Raw genomic sequence first — 15766 nt, 5'->3', positions numbered from 1 at the left:
CGTCACGATGTAGTTGGCGTCACGATGCCTGACAAAAGCGTAGCGAACGGCAGCGATTTGTGGCTGAGAAGCGCGACGCGCAGCAGCTTTGCTCAGCCATCCACCACTCACCGCTTCTCAAACTGAACGGCACTGGCCTGCTTCAAATCCCTGGCTTCTTCAACCATCCTGCGGTGGGCGATCCGTTTACGCATCACTTCCGCATGTTGCGCGGCGGTCATGGGAGGCACGGTCATCAAGTCCTTCAGCTGCGCGGTATTGCTGTAGTTACTTTTCATAAGACGGCTCAAATGCTCGGCTCCGTAGTGGATGAACTGGCTGCTTCTGCTGTGATTATGCGCTGGTATTGGCCGCTGCGCCGCTGCGTACGGGATTATTGTCAAATAATTCCGCTGCAGCGCAACATGCGAAGTCTTATTGTGCGGCAAAATCATGTCTCCAGTATGACCTTGCGCAAATAAGAGGACAGGGAGAGCACCGCCAGCAAAAAGCGGACGGCGCCGGCCGGGGAGGGCCTGAATGCTTACTTTTGGTAGTTGACTCTGACCAGCATGCGAATAAATTCACGCGCGATTTGACGATGATGTTCATCTAATCTTTGCAAATCGGCAATTAATTTCACATCGGCGGACTCAAAACGCGATAAAGCGCTGCCCGCTTCGCCATTCGGCGTGGCGCTTTCCGGGCCGCCAAAACGCAACCATTCCGCAGGAACGCCCAACCATTGGGCAATCATGCGCAATTTCTCTTGCGTGGGAATTGCTTCACCTACTAACCATTTCCTAGCTGCATGCACGGTAATCGGGCGTCCGTCGAAACGGATGTTGAATTCCCGGGCCAGTCTGGTCGGGCTGTCTGGAGAGTAATGGGCGTTTTTGAGAGCCAACTGAAGTCGTTGGCTGAAGCTTTCGCGTTCGTTAGAAGAATTCATAGGTGTACTATTTCATGTTGTAACATGAAAGTCAGTTTCTTGAATGACCATACAGATTGTTACATTTGAAAAGAGTATAAATTAACAATTAACACTCCGGCCAGGCTTTTTAGGTGAAAAAGTGGTCCAAATTTTCTCTTGTGATTCTGTGTGGCTTCGGTTCAAATTCGCGGCTGGCCTTGATTTTCGCACTGCAGCACGATTCAAAGCCTCGGTTTGGCATTACAACGTACGGTATCGGATAATGCCCTGCTCTACCGATACACGCAATGCCCATGTCATACAATTTCTCGTAGACAAAGTTTTCAGAAGGGCCATTGTGTTTTCAATATGGAAACAATCAATACAACGTACTCATAGTGAAACGTTGTTTTTTGATCGTCCCTGTTACCCAAAAAATTTTACTGCCATCGCAGCGAAAAGAATGTCGCAGTTATGCCAGGAAAGCTCTTTTTGGTGTCATCTTAGCCACCAACTCTCGATCTTAAGCGTGTTTGCGCAAGAAGAATCAATTTATTTTCAGTAACTGTTGCCTTATTCGCCAAATTCCCCTGTCCACAGGCGTTTTTTTCTTTGTTGCAGCACGGGCAAGGCACGCTACAATAGTATTGACGTTGACGTAAACGGCACTTTGCCACCCGCCTGCCCCGCAGCACCCATCTATCGACCGATCACCCATGCAACCGACACCGCCCGCAGCAATGACGACCTATACCATTACCGAACTGGCGCGGGAATTCGACATCACGGCACGCGCCATCCGCTTCTATGAAGACCAGGGCTTGCTCAGCCCGAAGCGCGAAGGCGCAGGCGGACGCAGCCGCGTCTACACGCCGCGCGACCGCACCCGCTTGAAGCTGACCCTGCGCGGCAAGCGCCTGGGCCTGGCCCTGTCGGAAATCAAGAGCCTGGTCGACATGTACGAGTCGCCGAAGGACACGCGCGCGCAGATGGACCGCTTCCTGGGCGTGCTGGCGCAGCACCGGCAAACGCTGGAACAGCAGCGCATCGATATCGAAATGGCGCTGGCGGAAATCAGCGCGCATGAAGACGCGTGCGCGCGCATGCTGGCGGACTTGAACCTTGATAAGGCGCAAACCAACTAAAGGCGCGGGCAGCGGACAGCCGCCGCGCGCGCCACTTTACGTTTACGTAAACGTCACAACTGAGTATCATAGCTTTACTGACCCGGCACCCATGACCGCCACACTTATAACGACGACGAGGACGACATGCTCCATCTCCCAGGCTTGACCTTTGACCACGGCGACGACATCGCCTCCCTGCGCGAAGCGATCCAACAATTTGCCGCCGCCGAAATCGCGCCGCGCGCGGCCGAGATCGACCGCACCGACCAGTTCCCCATGGACCTGTGGCGCAAGATGGGCGACATGGGCTTGCTCGGCATCACCGTCAGCGAAGAATATGGCGGCGCCGGCATGGGCTACCTGGCGCACATCATCGCCATGGAAGAGATCTCGCGCGCCTCGGCCTCCGTCGGCCTGTCCTACGGCGCCCACTCGAACCTGTGCGTGAACCAGATCAAGCGCAACGGCACGGCCGAGCAAAAGGCGAAGTACCTGCCAAAACTCATCACGGGCGAGCACATCGGCGCCTTGGCCATGTCGGAGCCGAACGCGGGCTCGGACGTCGTCAGCATGAAGCTGCGCGCCGACTTCAAGGGCGACCGCTGGGTTCTGAACGGCACCAAGATGTGGATCACCAACGGTCCCGACGCGGACGTGCTGGTGGTGTACGCGAAAAACGACCTGGAAGCGGGTGCGCGCGGCATGACGGCGTTCCTGATCGAAAAGAATTTCAAAGGATTTTCCATCGCGCAAAAGCTCGACAAGCTGGGCATGCGCGGCTCGCACACGGGCGAACTGGTGTTCCAGGATTGCGAAGTGCCGGCCGAAAACGTGCTCGGTGGCCTGGGCAAGGGCGTCAACGTGCTGATGTCGGGCCTCGATTTCGAGCGCACCGTGCTGTCCGGCGGCCCGCTGGGCATCATGCAGGCCTGCATGGACCTGGTCGTGCCCTACGTGCATGACCGCAAGCAATTTGGCCAGGCCATCGGCGAGTTCCAGTTGATGCAAGGTAAGCTGGCCGATATGTACTCGACCATGATGGCGTGCAAGGCCTATGTCTACGCCGTGGGCCAGGCCTGCGACCGCGCCACCACGCCGGAAGCCGTGCGCCAGTTGCGCAAGGATGCGGCCGGCGCCATTCTGTATAGTGCGGAGAAGGCGACCTGGATGGCGGGCGAAGCGATCCAGGCACTGGGCGGCAACGGCTACATCAACGAGTATCCGGCCGGCCGCCTGTGGCGCGATGCCAAGCTGTACGAAATCGGCGCCGGGACCAGCGAAATCCGCCGCATGCTGATCGGCCGCGAATTGTTTGCGGAAACCAAGTAAGCACGGGCGCGCGGTTATCGACTGGGGGATAAGCCATTCATGCGAGCACAACTATGACGCAAATTGCCTTCCCCAAATTGCTCTCTTCCCAGATTGCATTCGATATCGCGCGCACCATCCGCGACGGCTTCGACAAGCATTACCGTCTGTTCCGCGAAACGAGCCAGCACGCCAAGCGGTATTTCGAACAAGGCGCCTGGAGCGCGGCCCAGACGGCGGCCCGCGAACGCATCGACTTTTATGACAAGCGCGTGCAGGAATGCGTGCAGATGCTCGAAGATGAGTACGAAGAGTCGGAGTTGAGCGACGAAGTGTGGCGCGAACTCAAGCTGCACTACATCGGCATGCTGACGGAGCACAAGCAACCGGAACTGGCGGAAACCTTCTTCAATTCCGTCTGCTGCAACATCCTGCACCGCACTTATTTCAATAACGACTATATTTTCGTGCGTCCCGTCGTTTCCACGGAATACATCGAGACGCAAGACCCGGTGCCCACCTACCGCGTGTATTACCCGGGCAAGGATGGCTTGCGCCATACCCTGACGCTCATGCTGGGCAACTTCCAGCTGGACTGCGCATTTGCCGACCTGGAGCGCGACGTGGCCCAGGTGGAAGCGCGCCTGCGGCAGCTGTTCGGCAGCGACAAGCTGGAGCCGAACCACCAGCTCCAGGTCTTGACCAGTTTGTTCTACCGCAACAAGGGCGCCTACCTGGTCGGCAAGGGCATCAACGGCAACCGCGAATACCCGTTCGTCGTGCCCATCCTGCACAACCGCCACGGCAAGCTGGTACTCGACACGGTACTGTTCGAGCAGCAACAGATCGCCGTGCTGTTTTCGTTTACGCGTGCCTATTTTCTGGTGGATATGGAAGTGCCGTCGGCCTATGTGCAATTCCTGCGCAGCTTGCTGCCGCGCAAACCGCGCAGCGAAATTTACACGATACTGGGCCTGCAAAAACAGGGCAAGACCTTGTTTTACCGCGACTACCTGCAGCATTTAAAACACTCGTCGGACCACTTCGAAAGCGCGCCCGGCATCCGCGGCCTGGTGATGCTGGTGTTTGCCCTGCCGTCGTTTCCATATGTCTTCAAGGTGATCAAGGATTTTTTCCCGCCGCCCAAGGAAACCACGCGCGCGCAAGTCCAGCAAAAGTACTTGCTGGTGAAACACCACGACCGCGTAGGCCGCATGGCCGACACACTCGAGTATTCCAACGTGGCCTTTCCCCGTGCCCGTTTTACTGCGGAACTGCTGGCCGAGCTGAAACAGTTCGCCCCCTCGCTGATCGAGGAAGACCAGGAGCAGATCATCATCCGCCACCTGTACATCGAGCGGCGCATGGTGCCGCTGAACATGTGGCTGAGCAATGCCGAGAAGGAAGGCCGCGACGACCTGGTGGAACACGCCATCATCGAGTACGGCAACGCCATCAAGGAACTGGTGGCGGCGAATATTTTTCCGGGCGACATGCTGTATAAAAACTTTGGCGTGACACGTCATCAGCGTGTCGTTTTTTACGATTACGATGAAATCGAGTACATCACCGATTGCCAGTTCCGCGTCATCCCGCAAGCCCGCACGGAGGAGGAAGAAATGTCGGCCGAACCGTGGTATCCCATCGGCAAGCACGATGTGTTTCCCGAACAATTCGGCACATTCCTGCTGGGCAATCCCCGCATCCGCACCTATTTCATGCAGCACCATGCCGACCTGCTGACGGCGCAATATTGGCAGGCGCGCAAGCAGCGCATCGAAGACGGCCATATCGAGGACGTCTTCCCGTATCCGCAGCACCTGCGTTTTTGTAAGCAAGCACCTTCCCACCCCCAACCGGAGATCCAACATGAATGATCCAGTCGTAATCGTCGGTGCCGCGCGCACCCCCATGGGCGCCTTCCAGGGCGATTTTGCCAACGTCACCGCCAGCGACCTGGGCGCCGTGGCCATCCGCGCCGCCGTCGAACGGTCCGGCGTGGCGCCGGATGCCGTGGAACACGTGTTTTTCGGCAATTGCCTGATGGCTGGCCAGGGCCAGGCGCCCGCGCGCCAGGCCTTGCGCAAGGCTGGCTTGCCCGATTCCACGGGCGCCGTGACCTTGTCGAAAATGTGCGGCTCGGCCATGCAGACGACCATGTTCGCGCATGACACCTTGCTCGCCGGCAGCGCCGACGTGGTGGTGGCGGGCGGCATGGAATCGATGACCAACGCCCCCTACCTGGTGCCGAAGGCGCGCGGCGGCTACCGCATCGGCCACGGCATGATCTATGACCACATGATGATGGATGGCCTGGAAGATGCCTACAGCCGCGATGAAAAGGGCAATGCCCGCTCGATGGGCACATTTGCCGAAGAGTGCGCCAGCCAGTACGGCTTCACGCGCGAAGCGCAGGATGCGTTTGCCATCGACTCGGTGAAACGCGCGCAAGCGGCCACCAAGGATGGCAGTTTCGAATGGGAAATCGTGCCCGTGACCGTTTCCGGCCGCGGCGGCGACACCATCGTCAGCATCGATGAAGGCCCGCAAAAAGCCCGCCTGGAAAAAATCCCGACCCTGAAAGCGGCGTTCAAGAAGGACGGCACCATCACGGCCGCCTCGTCTTCGTCGATCAACGATGGCGCGGCCGCCCTGGTGCTGATGCGCGAATCGACGGCGAAAAAGCTCGGCTGCACCGTCATCGCCAAGATCCACGGCCACGCCACGCACGCACAGGCGCCGAACGAATTCACCACGGCGCCCATCGGCGCCATCAAGAAGCTGTACGCCAAAACAGGCTGGAGCAGCAGCAAGGTGGACTTGTTCGAGATCAATGAAGCGTTCGCCGCCGTGCCGATGGCCGCCATGCACGACCTGGACATTCCACACAGCAAGATCAACATCCACGGCGGCGCGTGCGCGCTGGGCCACCCGATCGGCGCCTCGGGCGCGCGCATCATCGTTACCCTGCTGGGCGCCTTGAAGAAAACCGGCGGCAAGCGCGGCGTGGCGGCCCTGTGCATCGGCGGCGGCGAAGCGACGGCGATGGCGATCGAACTGGTATAAGCGGCTCTGTTGACGACAGGCGCGCGGCGTGGACTCGTTTGCTGCGCGCCTTTTCATTGATTACCCAGGAGAAAACACATGCCTACCGCATTGATCATCGGCGCCTCGCGCGGCATCGGCCACGCAATCGCCCGTCAATACTGCCACGACGGCTGGCGGGTGATCGCCACGGCGCGCACACAAGACGCTTGCGACGCCCTTGCGCAACTGGGCGCGGAAGCGCACCAGCTCGACGTGACGGATGTGGACGGCTGTGCCGCCCTGGGCCGTAAGCTCGACGATGAAAAACTCGACGTGGCCATCCTCAACGCGGGCGTGTATGGCCCCCGTCACGACGGTACCCCCACGCAAGAAGATTTCGATGCCGTCATGCACACGAACGTGCTGGCGGCCATGCGGCTGCTGCCGATCCTGGCACCGCTGGTGGTCAATGCAAAAGGGAAACTCGCCGTGCTGTCCTCGCACATGGGTTCCCTGAGCGAACGGGGCAACCCCAGCGGTTCGCTGTACCGCGCCAGCAAGGCCGCCTTGAATTCCGTGCTGATCGACACAGCCCTCGTGCATGGCCCGCAAGGCGTCAGCTGCGTGGCTTTCCACCCAGGCTGGGTGCGCACGGACATGGGCGGCGCCGGCGCGGATATTTCCCCGGAAGAAAGCGCTGCCGGTATCCGCGCCACGCTGGCCAGCCTGCCGGCCACGGACAAGGCCGTGTTCCGCAACTACGATGGCAAGCCCATCGGCTGGTAATTCCCCCACACACCATAAAAACAAACGAGACGACGTCCCATGATACTCAATGAAGAACAGACCATGATCCAGGAAGCGCTGCGCAGTTTTTCGCGCGAGCGCCTGGCGCCCAACGCGGCCCGCTGGGACAAGGAACATCATTTCCCGAAGGAAGAATTGCAGGAACTGGCCGCGCTGGGCGCCTTTGGCGTGGCCGTGCCGGAAGCGCTCGGTGGCGCCGGCCTCGACTACGTGTCGCTGGCCCTGGTGCTGGAAGAAATCGCCGCCGGTGATGGCGGCACGTCGACCATCATTTCCGTCAACAATTGCCCCGTGTGCAGCATCGCCATGATGTATGCCAACGATGCACAGAAAGAACAGTGGCTGCGTCCGCTGGCGCAAGGCGCCATGCTGGGGGCGTTTTGCCTGACGGAACCGCACACGGGCAGCGATGCCTCGGCCCTGCGCACCACGGCCACCCGCGACGGCAATGCGTACGTCATCAACGGCACGAAACAATTCATTACCAGCGGCAAGTATGCGGACGTGGCCATCGTCATGGCCGTCACCGACAAGGCGGCCGGCAAGCGCGGCATCAGCGCCTTCTGGGTGCCGACGAACACGCCCGGCTACATCGTGGCGGGACTGGAACAGAAGATGGGTCAGCATTCGTCGGACACGGCGCAAATCCTGTTCGACAACTGCCGCATCCCGGCGGAAAATTTAATCGGCGAAGAAGGACAAGGCTACAAGATCGCCCTGTCCGGCCTGGAAGGCGGACGCATCGGCATCGCTTCGCAAGCCGTGGGCATGGCGCGCGCCGCGTACGAAGCGGCCTTGAGCTACGCGCGCGAGCGCGAGAGTTTCGGCAAACCCATCTATGAACACCAGGCCGTGCAATTCCGCCTGGCCGACATGGCCACGCAGATCGAAGCGGCGCGCCAGCTGATCCGCCACGCGGCGGCCATGAAGGATGCGGGCCTGCCGTGCCTGAAGGAAGCGGCCATGGCCAAGCTGTTTGCGTCGGAAATGGCGGAAAAGGTCTGTTCGGACGCCATCCAGGTGCACGGCGGCTACGGTTATGTGTCCGATTTCCCCGTCGAACGCATCTACCGCGACGTGCGCGTGTGCCAGATTTACGAGGGCACCAGCGATATCCAGAAGATACTCATCGCCAGAGCTTTGTAAACCCCAGGCAAAGGCTGGGGTCGTACCCTGCAGGGTACGACCCCGGGGTTACGCCGCTGGGTTTTCAATAGACGAAAAAAAAGCCCGCTAGCGCGGGCTTCGTTCCAATGTATTACCAATGCTTTAATCGTGTCATGGACGCCAGTGCTATCTGCAAAGTGCCTCCTGATTTTCGGACTCCCATGCTATCTGCATGGTGACTCCAAGGTGTAAATCAACCATCGTATCCGGAATTACAAAATCCACTCTTCGCTCTGTCACGCCATCGACATTACACCTGTCGGTCGCAGCGCTGAAACTGGATGGTGAGATGATTTGCTGCCAAATCTCAATCACTGAACGGAGTATAGCACAGCCTTTTGTGCGACGCAACAACCTTTTTAAATCAAGTCCTTAGCGCCAGCGGCTTGTCCTCTTCGCCGCCACGCGCCACTCTTTCGTATTCGGAAATCACTTGCGCGCCCAGCAGTAGCAGGGTGGCGCCGATTTCCAGGCTGAACATGACGACGATGGCCGTCGTCATCGAGCCATACACGACATTCACCTGCGACAAGGTGGAAAAATACCAGACCAGCACGTGGCGGGCGATTTCCCACAGCAGGGCCGCCGTCACGCCGCCGATCAGCGCATGCGTAATCGATAATCTTCCCACCGGCATGACCAGGTAAATCGAGCTGAGCACGAGGATTTCTCCCCCCAGCCCCAGCAGATACAGCAGCACGCCGGACACGCCTTCCAGGCCCCAGTCGTGGCGCAGGAAGCGCACGCTTTCCTCGCCCATCACCTGCAAGCCGCCCGCCACCAGCGTGATGAGCAGGATACCCACGCCCAGGCACAGGATGTAGCAGTACGGCAGCACGGCGGAAATGAGGAAATGGCGGCGGCGGATGGCGACGCGGTGAATGAAAATCACGCTCATGGCGTTTTCCAGCACGGTAAACGCCAAGGAACTGAAAAACAGCATGGTCAGCAGCAACAGCCAGCCCATCACGCCCCGGTTGTCGAGAAAATGTGCGATCTCGCCCACGATGGCCTTCGATTGTCCCGGCACCAGCCACTCCAGGTAATGGCCGATTGTTTGCAGCAATTCGTCCTGCGCGATCACGTGCGACAGGGCCACCACCACCAGCATCAGCAAGGGCACGATGGACAGCAGCGAGTAATACGCGACGGCGCCCGCCAGCAGCAAGCCCTGGTTGGCGCGGAAACCCTTCAGCACCTGCAGCGCGAAGGCCAGCGGGTGGCTGAGGATGTAGGTACTGGCGTGGCGGTTGATCATGTCGGGTGCGGTGAGGAAGACGGCGCGGCCTCGTGCCACGCCTTATCACACTAGCATACTGACAATCGCCCTGCCGCACCGTGCGCTAGCAGACGGCCGGCTCCAGCAAGGTCAAGGTTTGCCGGTCCGCATCCAGGGTCGCCAATATACCCATAGGTAGCGTGAACTGGTGGCGGATGTGGCCAAACGAGTAGCCGCTGACGGCCGGTACGCGTAAAGGCTGCAAATGCTGGTCCAGGGTAGCATCGAGGCTCAGCGCAGTATCGCCCTCGGCCGCCTCGCAATGCTCGAAAATGCCCAGCATCAAGGCCGCCGCGTGCTTGAAACCGACGGAAAGGTCGAGCTGGCACAGCATGCGGTCGATGCGGTACGGCACTTCATTGATTTCTTCGAGGAAAAGGATATGCTCGCGGAAATCGGCCGCATACGGCGTGCCGGCCAGCGCGCTGACCAGGCACAGGTTGCCGCCCGTCAAGCGTCCCGTCGCCTGGCCGCCATGCACGGTGCGGATGGCGAAGTTCGGCTGCGTCTGCGCGCGGCGGTGGTTGTCCAAGGCCATCGGAATCGTGTAGCTGTCTTGCGGCGTCATCAGCACGTTACGCAGCTGCGTCACCGTGTAGTCGGAAAACGTGGATGAGGCCACGGGGCCGTGGAAGGTCACCAGGCCCGTCTGGCTGGCGATGGCCAGGTGCAGGGCCGTGATGTCGGAATAGCCGATCAGCACTTTCGGATTGCGCTGGATCAAGGCGTAGTCGAGCAGCGCCAGCAGCGAAATGCAGCCGGAGCCGCCACGGATGGCCCAGATCGCCTTGACCTCGGGATCGGCGAACGCCGCGTGCAGGTCGTCGAGGCGCTGCCGCACCGTGCCCGCATAGTTGCCGTGCACGGCGCGGATATTCGCGCCCAGGCTGGCGCGCAGCCCCAGCGATTCGATATTGCGCACGGCCTGGGCGATGGCGTCTTCATCCGTAAAACCGCCCGGTGCGATAATGGCGACCAGGTCGCCGTCGCGCAGGCGCGCCGGTTTGATCAATGCGTGGTGCTGTTGCATGCGTTTGCCCTTCCCTTGCGCGGCCGCCGCCCACGCCGGTGTGCCTGCCGCCCCCACGGTGGCGGCCAGCAAGCCGCCGAAGCGGCGCCGGCTGAGATTGGTCTGACTCGACATGCGGCCCTTTCCTGAAATAAAAAACGGCGACACCAGGCGCCGCCGCACGAGGTTAGCATGCCAGATGGCCGCCTTACAGGAACTTGTACTTCAGCTGGAAGGTGAAGCCGCGGCCGCGCGGGTCGGCCACGCGCGGATCCCAGCCGGCGCCCACCACTTCATCCACGTTGTGCGCGGTGAATGGTGGATCGCGGTCGAACAGGTTCTGGATGCCCAGGGTCAAGGTCGTATTCTTGAAGCCCGTGTACGTGCCCGACAAGTTATACGTGGTGTAGCTGGACACATCGGCCTTGAAGCCCGGCGGCGGCGTGCCCTTGCCGTCATTCGGTACCTGGTCCTTGTAGCCGGAAGCAAAACTCTGGATCAGCAAGCCGCTCCAGTCGCCGCGCGAGACACCGAAGCTGGCATTGTGTTTCCAGCGCAAGTACAAATCACGCGTGTAGAAATTGCCGACCAGCTCCTTGTATTCTTGCCCCTTGTATTCGGCAAATTTAAAGCTGTCCATGTACGTACCGTCCAGGGTCGCCGTCCATTTCACGTCCTGGACCTTGCCTTCGCCGCGCAAGCTCACGTCCAGGCCGCGCACGCGGCTGCCCCCCGCATTGAACCAACCCGCTTGTACATAATCGATGGTGCCATCGGCCTTGCGGAAAATATACTGGTTCAGCGCCTGGTAATTGGCCAGCACGACTTGCGGCGTGCGTTTCAGGAGCTGGTCCTGGGTATTGATGGCCCAGTAATCAAACGAGGCGGAGTAACCCTTGACCGGTTCGATGACGATGCCGACGCTGCCCTGCTTTGACGTCTCCGGCTTCAGGTTCAGGTTGCCGCCCGTCGTGTAGCTGAGACGATCGATGCTGCAATATTCCTTCACGCCGGGATGCTTGATACAGCCTTCCGGATCTTTCACACCATTCGGCAATTCCTGCGTCAATACACCTGAATAGAGCTGGTCGAAACTCGGTGCCAGGAAGCCCTTGCTGGTCGAGGCGCGGAACAGGACGAAGTCGGCCGGCTGGTAACGCAAGGCAATCTTCGGATTCGTGGTGGCGCCCACCTGGCTGTAATCATCACGACGCACGGCCAGCTGCATTTCCAGGTCTTTCATGATGGGTACCAGCAACTCGGCATACACGGCCTTGACGTTGCGGCTGACATCCTTCAATGCAGCATTTCCTGGCGCCAACAGAATCAGGTTGGCATCGACATCCTGTCCGAAACTGTAGCCCTCGCGGCGCAAATCAAAACCGGCCGCCATCGCCACGGCGCCAGCAGGCAGCTGGAACAGCTCACCGGAAACGGCGCCATCGATCTGGGTGAGAGTCGTCTTGCCATGCTGGAAGGCGCCACGGAACTTGGTCGACTCGATCAATTGTTTGGCCGCTTCCGTCTGGCTCTGGCCCGCGCCCACCCACGGATTGATGATCCCTGTCCCCAGGGCCGCGTACAACTTGTCCGTGTAGGAATAGCCATCGGTCAGCTTGGTCTTGGTGGTGCTCTGTGCGTAGGAAACGCCAGTCTTGTAATCCCACTTGCCGAAGTTGCCTTCAAAACCCAGCAGTACACGCGCATTGTCGGTGGTGTTTTCCTGCGTGCGGTTGCCCACGTCATTCGCGCGCCATTTGTAGGCAATTGGCTTGGTCTTGTCGAACGACGGGATGTAGGCCGACAAATCCTGGTAATACGCGCCGCCCACGGGGTAGACGGCCTTGTTGGCAATGCTCGTCTGCACCTGCATCGGCGTCAAAATCGCCGTGGCCTTGGTGCGCGAACCGAGCGCTTCGACAAACATGCGGTGGTCGGGCGCCAGCTTGAACGTGCCGCGCGACAGGAAATTGGCCCGTTCTACAGGGAATTGCAGCACATAGTCGGCGCCATAGTCGTAGGCGCAGGAATACTTGGTGCGCAACGGCGACGTCACGTCTTTCCACAGTGCCGTCTGGTATTGCGACATGCCGGCGACGCTGTCGCACTTGCCCTGGAAGCTCAGGGGATTGGCTTGCAGGTATTGATTCGGGTCGCCAGGCAGCTGGAACGCGGTGCCCAACGCCGTGCCGGCCCCCGCCATCTGGTTGGCAAACGGCGTGCCCGTGGTGTCCGGCGACAGGCCGCGGCCCGGCTGGTAGCCATTGACGAAGGAGCGGTCGCTGCCGTTCAGGCGCTGTGCTTTGTCGACCGTCAAACTGACCATGATGTTGTAGCGGTCTTCTTCCAGCGAGCCCGTGCCGGCCAGGATGGAAGCGCGGCGCGTGGCGCCGCCGCCCGCTTGCGTGTCGTTGGTAGAAACGGAGGCTTCCACCCCGCTGTAATTGGTTTTCAGAATGAAATTGATCACGCCGCCGATGGCGTCCGTGCCGTAGATGGCCGAGGCGCCATCCTTGAGGATTTCCACGCGCGAGATTGCCCCGAGCGGAATGGAATTCAAGTCGACAGCGCGGCCACTGGCGCCATGCGTGGCGACGCGGCGGCCGTTCAGCAGCACCAGGGTCGCGCCCGGTCCCAGCCCGCGCAGCGAGGCGAACGAAGCGCCGCCGGCCAGGCGGTCCGCGTCGGCGCCAAAGACGTTATTGCCCGAAGTCATGTTCTCGGCGCCCGTTCCATTCGCCGACAGGGTACGCACCAGTTGCTCGGCCGTCGTGATGCCCTGCTTTTCCATCTGCTCAAAGCTGATGACTTGCACCGGCAGCGCGCCTTCCTTGGCCACGCGCTTGATGCTGCTACCCGTCACCTCAACCCGTTGCATCGCTGGCGCCGCCGCGTCCTGTGCCATCACCGGCCCCACCACCCCCATCAATGCCACCAACTGCGCTAGTTTCTTCAATTTCACTGGTCTCTCCTTGTTGGGCAATCGAAACTTGAGTTCTCAAGTCCAGGCTGTTTTGTAAGGTCGCGGCGTCTGTCTCGCAGTACATTTTTTTATGACGCCAGCGCTTTACTTTATTTGTTTTCATTTTCAGAGTAGCGCGATGCAACCAGGCCCAGCCAATGAAAAATGCTTTCCTAACCATAACTTTTTGGAATGAATGCCCTTTTCAACGACGTGGTCACTTGCCTGCGGGGCGGCCCTTGGCGGGATCGACGTCCAGATAGCGCCAGGACGTGAATTCCACGGGGTGGCGCCTGTAGTTTTTTAGCCACGGTTGCTGCAGGTCGGCAGAGATGGGATGCGTCAGCAGCACCCACGGCGTGTAAGCGTGGATCAGCTGAAACAGGTCGAAGTACAGACTGCGTCGGCGCGGCGTATCGGATAGCAGGCGCGCCTCCTCATAGCGTTTATTGTAATCGGGCAAATTGAAGCGGGCATAGTTGGCGCGGCCAACGTTGCCGCCATACAACAATTGCATAAAGTTATCACCATCGGGGAAGTCGGCGATCCAGTTGGTCTCGAACATCTGCACCTTGCCCAGGCGCGACGCCTTGATGATTTCCGTCTTCTTGTCGCTTTTGAACTCCACGCGCAGGCCGATGGCGTTCAGGTTGCGGCGCCACAATTCATCGCGCAGCCGGCCCACCGTGCTCGGCTCCGTGTGCATGGTCAGCAGCAAGGGCGTGCCATCGGGCTGCGTGCGGAAACCATCGACGCCCACCTTGTAGCCGAAGCGGTCCAGCAAGGCGCGCGCCAGCGCCGGATCGTAGCCGACGGGGCTGCGGTAAGCCTTGTCGTAACCGAGCACATTCGGCGGCAGCGGCGACTGCGCCGGCAAGGCCAGCCCCTTTTTTAATAAGGCGATGTCTTCGCGGCTGTTGTAGCTGAGGGCGATGGCGCGCCGCAGGGCCAGCTTGTCCTTGCTCGTGCCACCCAGCACGGGGTCGTCCATGTTCATCCACATGTAATACGTCTGCAGCACGGGAAAGCGCGTCAGTTGCAAGCCCTTGGCGGCCAGCGCCGGTTTCAGGGCGCCGTTTTCCAGCACCATGTCCGTCATCGATTCCGGCACTTGTTCCAGGTAATCGAATTCGCCTTTCAGGAAACCCAGCATGCGCGATTGATATTCCTCGACGATGCGCACTTCGATACGCTCGACCAGCGGTAAGCGCTTGCCTTCCAGCGCAGTGGCGATGGCGCGCACGTCGACCGGCAAGGCGGCCAGCGCCTTGGCCTCGGTATGGAACACGGTGGCACGGAAAGTCGGATTGGCTTGCAGCACGATCTTGTCGCTGCGCTTCCATTCCTTGACCAGGAACGGCCCCGTGCCCACGGGGTGATTACCGATCTGCCCTGCCGCCGGGTACGCTTCGGCCACTTCGCGCGCCACCACGGCAGTCGCCGGCATGGCCAGGTAAAACAGGAAGTTCGGGTCGATGGCGTTGAGGCGGATGCGCAAGGTGTATTTGTCCAGCGCCTGCAAGCCGGCGATCGGCGTGTCGTAGCTGAATTTGGCTTTCAGGGCCGCATCGCCCACCAGCTTGTCCTCCAGCAAGAACAGCCACGGCGACTTCAGGCCGGGGTCATACAGGCGCGTCAGGCTGTAGACATAATCCTGCGCCGTCACTTCGCGCGGCCGGCCCTTGAAGGCGGGATCGGGGGTGAAGAAAATACCAGGCTGCAAGTGAAACAGATACGTGCGTCCGCCATCTTCCACGGTGGGCAAGCCGCGCGCCGTATTGCCCTGCAGCTGCACCGGACGCGTCAGGTAGTCATAGCGCAAGAGCGGGTCAAAAATATTTTCCATCAAATTCAGGCTGGCCAGGTCCGAGGCCACGGCCGGGTCCAGGCCCGTCTCGCTGGTGCTCAAGAACAAGTGCAAGGTCTTGTTCGCGCGGGCATCGGTGGCGGCAATGCCGGGCACGCTAAAAAGCGTCAACAGGGCCAGGCTGGCGGCGCAGGCGGTTTTGCGTAAAAACATCATCAGTGATCCAGTGCAGACAAGGGTAACGAACAGCGATAAGCGACAGGCATCCCCCACACTACGCGGGCAAGCGACGGGGCGCCAATGAAAACAGGCTGCCAGCTTATAACTTTTTGGCATGCGATTGCTGCATTCTTTCATCAACTCGTATCGGGCTGCCCCTAT

General features: G+C 60.1%; 12 protein-coding genes. 7 read left to right on the top strand and 5 right to left on the bottom strand.

Annotation, left to right across the window (positions count from 1 at the left end; all coding sequences use genetic code 11):
* The first annotated feature begins 59 nt into the window (after positions 1-59).
* Positions 60-461, top strand: a complete 402-nt coding sequence (locus KY494_RS18420) for a hypothetical protein (protein ID WP_219887783.1) — start codon at positions 60-62, stop codon at positions 459-461.
* A 62-nt stretch (positions 462-523) separates the two neighbouring features.
* On the opposite strand, the gene KY494_RS18415 is transcribed toward KY494_RS18420, so the two are convergent.
* Positions 524-931 (bottom strand): hypothetical protein, encoded by a 408-nt coding sequence (locus KY494_RS18415; protein ID WP_034753756.1) that lies wholly within the window; start codon positions 929-931, stop codon positions 524-526.
* A gap of 701 nt (positions 932-1632) precedes the next feature.
* On the opposite strand from KY494_RS18415, the gene KY494_RS18410 reads away from it, so the two are divergent.
* The 6 genes from KY494_RS18410 to KY494_RS18385 all read left to right on the top strand — a co-directional run bounded on the left by KY494_RS18410 (position 1633) and on the right by KY494_RS18385 (position 8307).
* Positions 1633-2037, top strand: a complete 405-nt coding sequence (locus KY494_RS18410; protein WP_034753754.1) for a MerR family DNA-binding transcriptional regulator — start codon at positions 1633-1635, stop codon at positions 2035-2037.
* A gap of 126 nt (positions 2038-2163) precedes the next feature.
* Positions 2164-3348, top strand: a complete 1185-nt coding sequence (locus tag KY494_RS18405; RefSeq protein ID WP_131689793.1) for an isovaleryl-CoA dehydrogenase — start codon at positions 2164-2166, stop codon at positions 3346-3348.
* 53 nt (positions 3349-3401) lie between these two features.
* Positions 3402-5204: a bifunctional isocitrate dehydrogenase kinase/phosphatase gene (gene aceK / locus KY494_RS18400; protein WP_219887782.1), complete on the top strand. Its 1803-nt coding sequence runs from the start codon at positions 3402-3404 to the stop codon at positions 5202-5204.
* On the top strand, positions 5197-6393 hold the full coding sequence (locus tag KY494_RS18395) for an acetyl-CoA C-acyltransferase (protein ID WP_219135892.1): 1197 nt from the start codon (positions 5197-5199) through the stop codon (positions 6391-6393). Before aceK ends, KY494_RS18395 begins: the two co-directional genes overlap by 8 nt.
* Before the next feature lie 78 nt (positions 6394-6471).
* Positions 6472-7140 carry an SDR family oxidoreductase gene (locus tag KY494_RS18390; RefSeq protein WP_219887781.1) on the top strand — a complete coding sequence of 223 codons (669 nt, stop codon included), beginning with the start codon at positions 6472-6474 and terminating at the stop codon, positions 7138-7140.
* 39 nt (positions 7141-7179) lie between these two features.
* Positions 7180-8307 (top strand): acyl-CoA dehydrogenase family protein, encoded by a 1128-nt coding sequence (locus KY494_RS18385; protein ID WP_219887780.1) that lies wholly within the window; start codon positions 7180-7182, stop codon positions 8305-8307.
* Between the two features lie 385 nt (positions 8308-8692).
* Here KY494_RS18385 and KY494_RS18380 read toward each other — a convergent pair whose 3' ends face one another.
* The 4 genes from KY494_RS18380 to KY494_RS18365 all read right to left on the bottom strand — a co-directional run bounded on the left by KY494_RS18380 (position 8693) and on the right by KY494_RS18365 (position 15598).
* On the bottom strand, positions 8693-9586 hold the full coding sequence (locus KY494_RS18380; protein WP_219135912.1) for a YihY/virulence factor BrkB family protein: 894 nt from the start codon (positions 9584-9586) through the stop codon (positions 8693-8695).
* Between the two features lie 85 nt (positions 9587-9671).
* A complete protein-coding gene (locus tag KY494_RS18375; protein WP_219887779.1) occupies positions 9672-10751 on the bottom strand; it encodes an LD-carboxypeptidase in 1080 nt (359 codons plus the stop codon).
* 73 nt (positions 10752-10824) lie between these two features.
* The gene (locus KY494_RS18370; protein ID WP_258194308.1) at positions 10825-13578 is read right to left on the bottom strand and encodes a TonB-dependent receptor; all 2754 of its coding nucleotides are present in this window, start codon (positions 13576-13578) and stop codon (positions 10825-10827) included.
* A gap of 217 nt (positions 13579-13795) precedes the next feature.
* Positions 13796-15598 (bottom strand): ABC transporter substrate-binding protein, encoded by a 1803-nt coding sequence (locus KY494_RS18365; protein ID WP_219891639.1) that lies wholly within the window; start codon positions 15596-15598, stop codon positions 13796-13798.
* Between the last annotated feature and the right edge of the window lie 168 nt (positions 15599-15766).

The organism is Janthinobacterium sp. PAMC25594, assembly GCF_019443505.1.
Lineage (GTDB): Bacteria > Pseudomonadota > Gammaproteobacteria > Burkholderiales > Burkholderiaceae_D > Janthinobacterium.
This window is presented reverse-complemented; position numbering and strand designations above follow the sequence as displayed.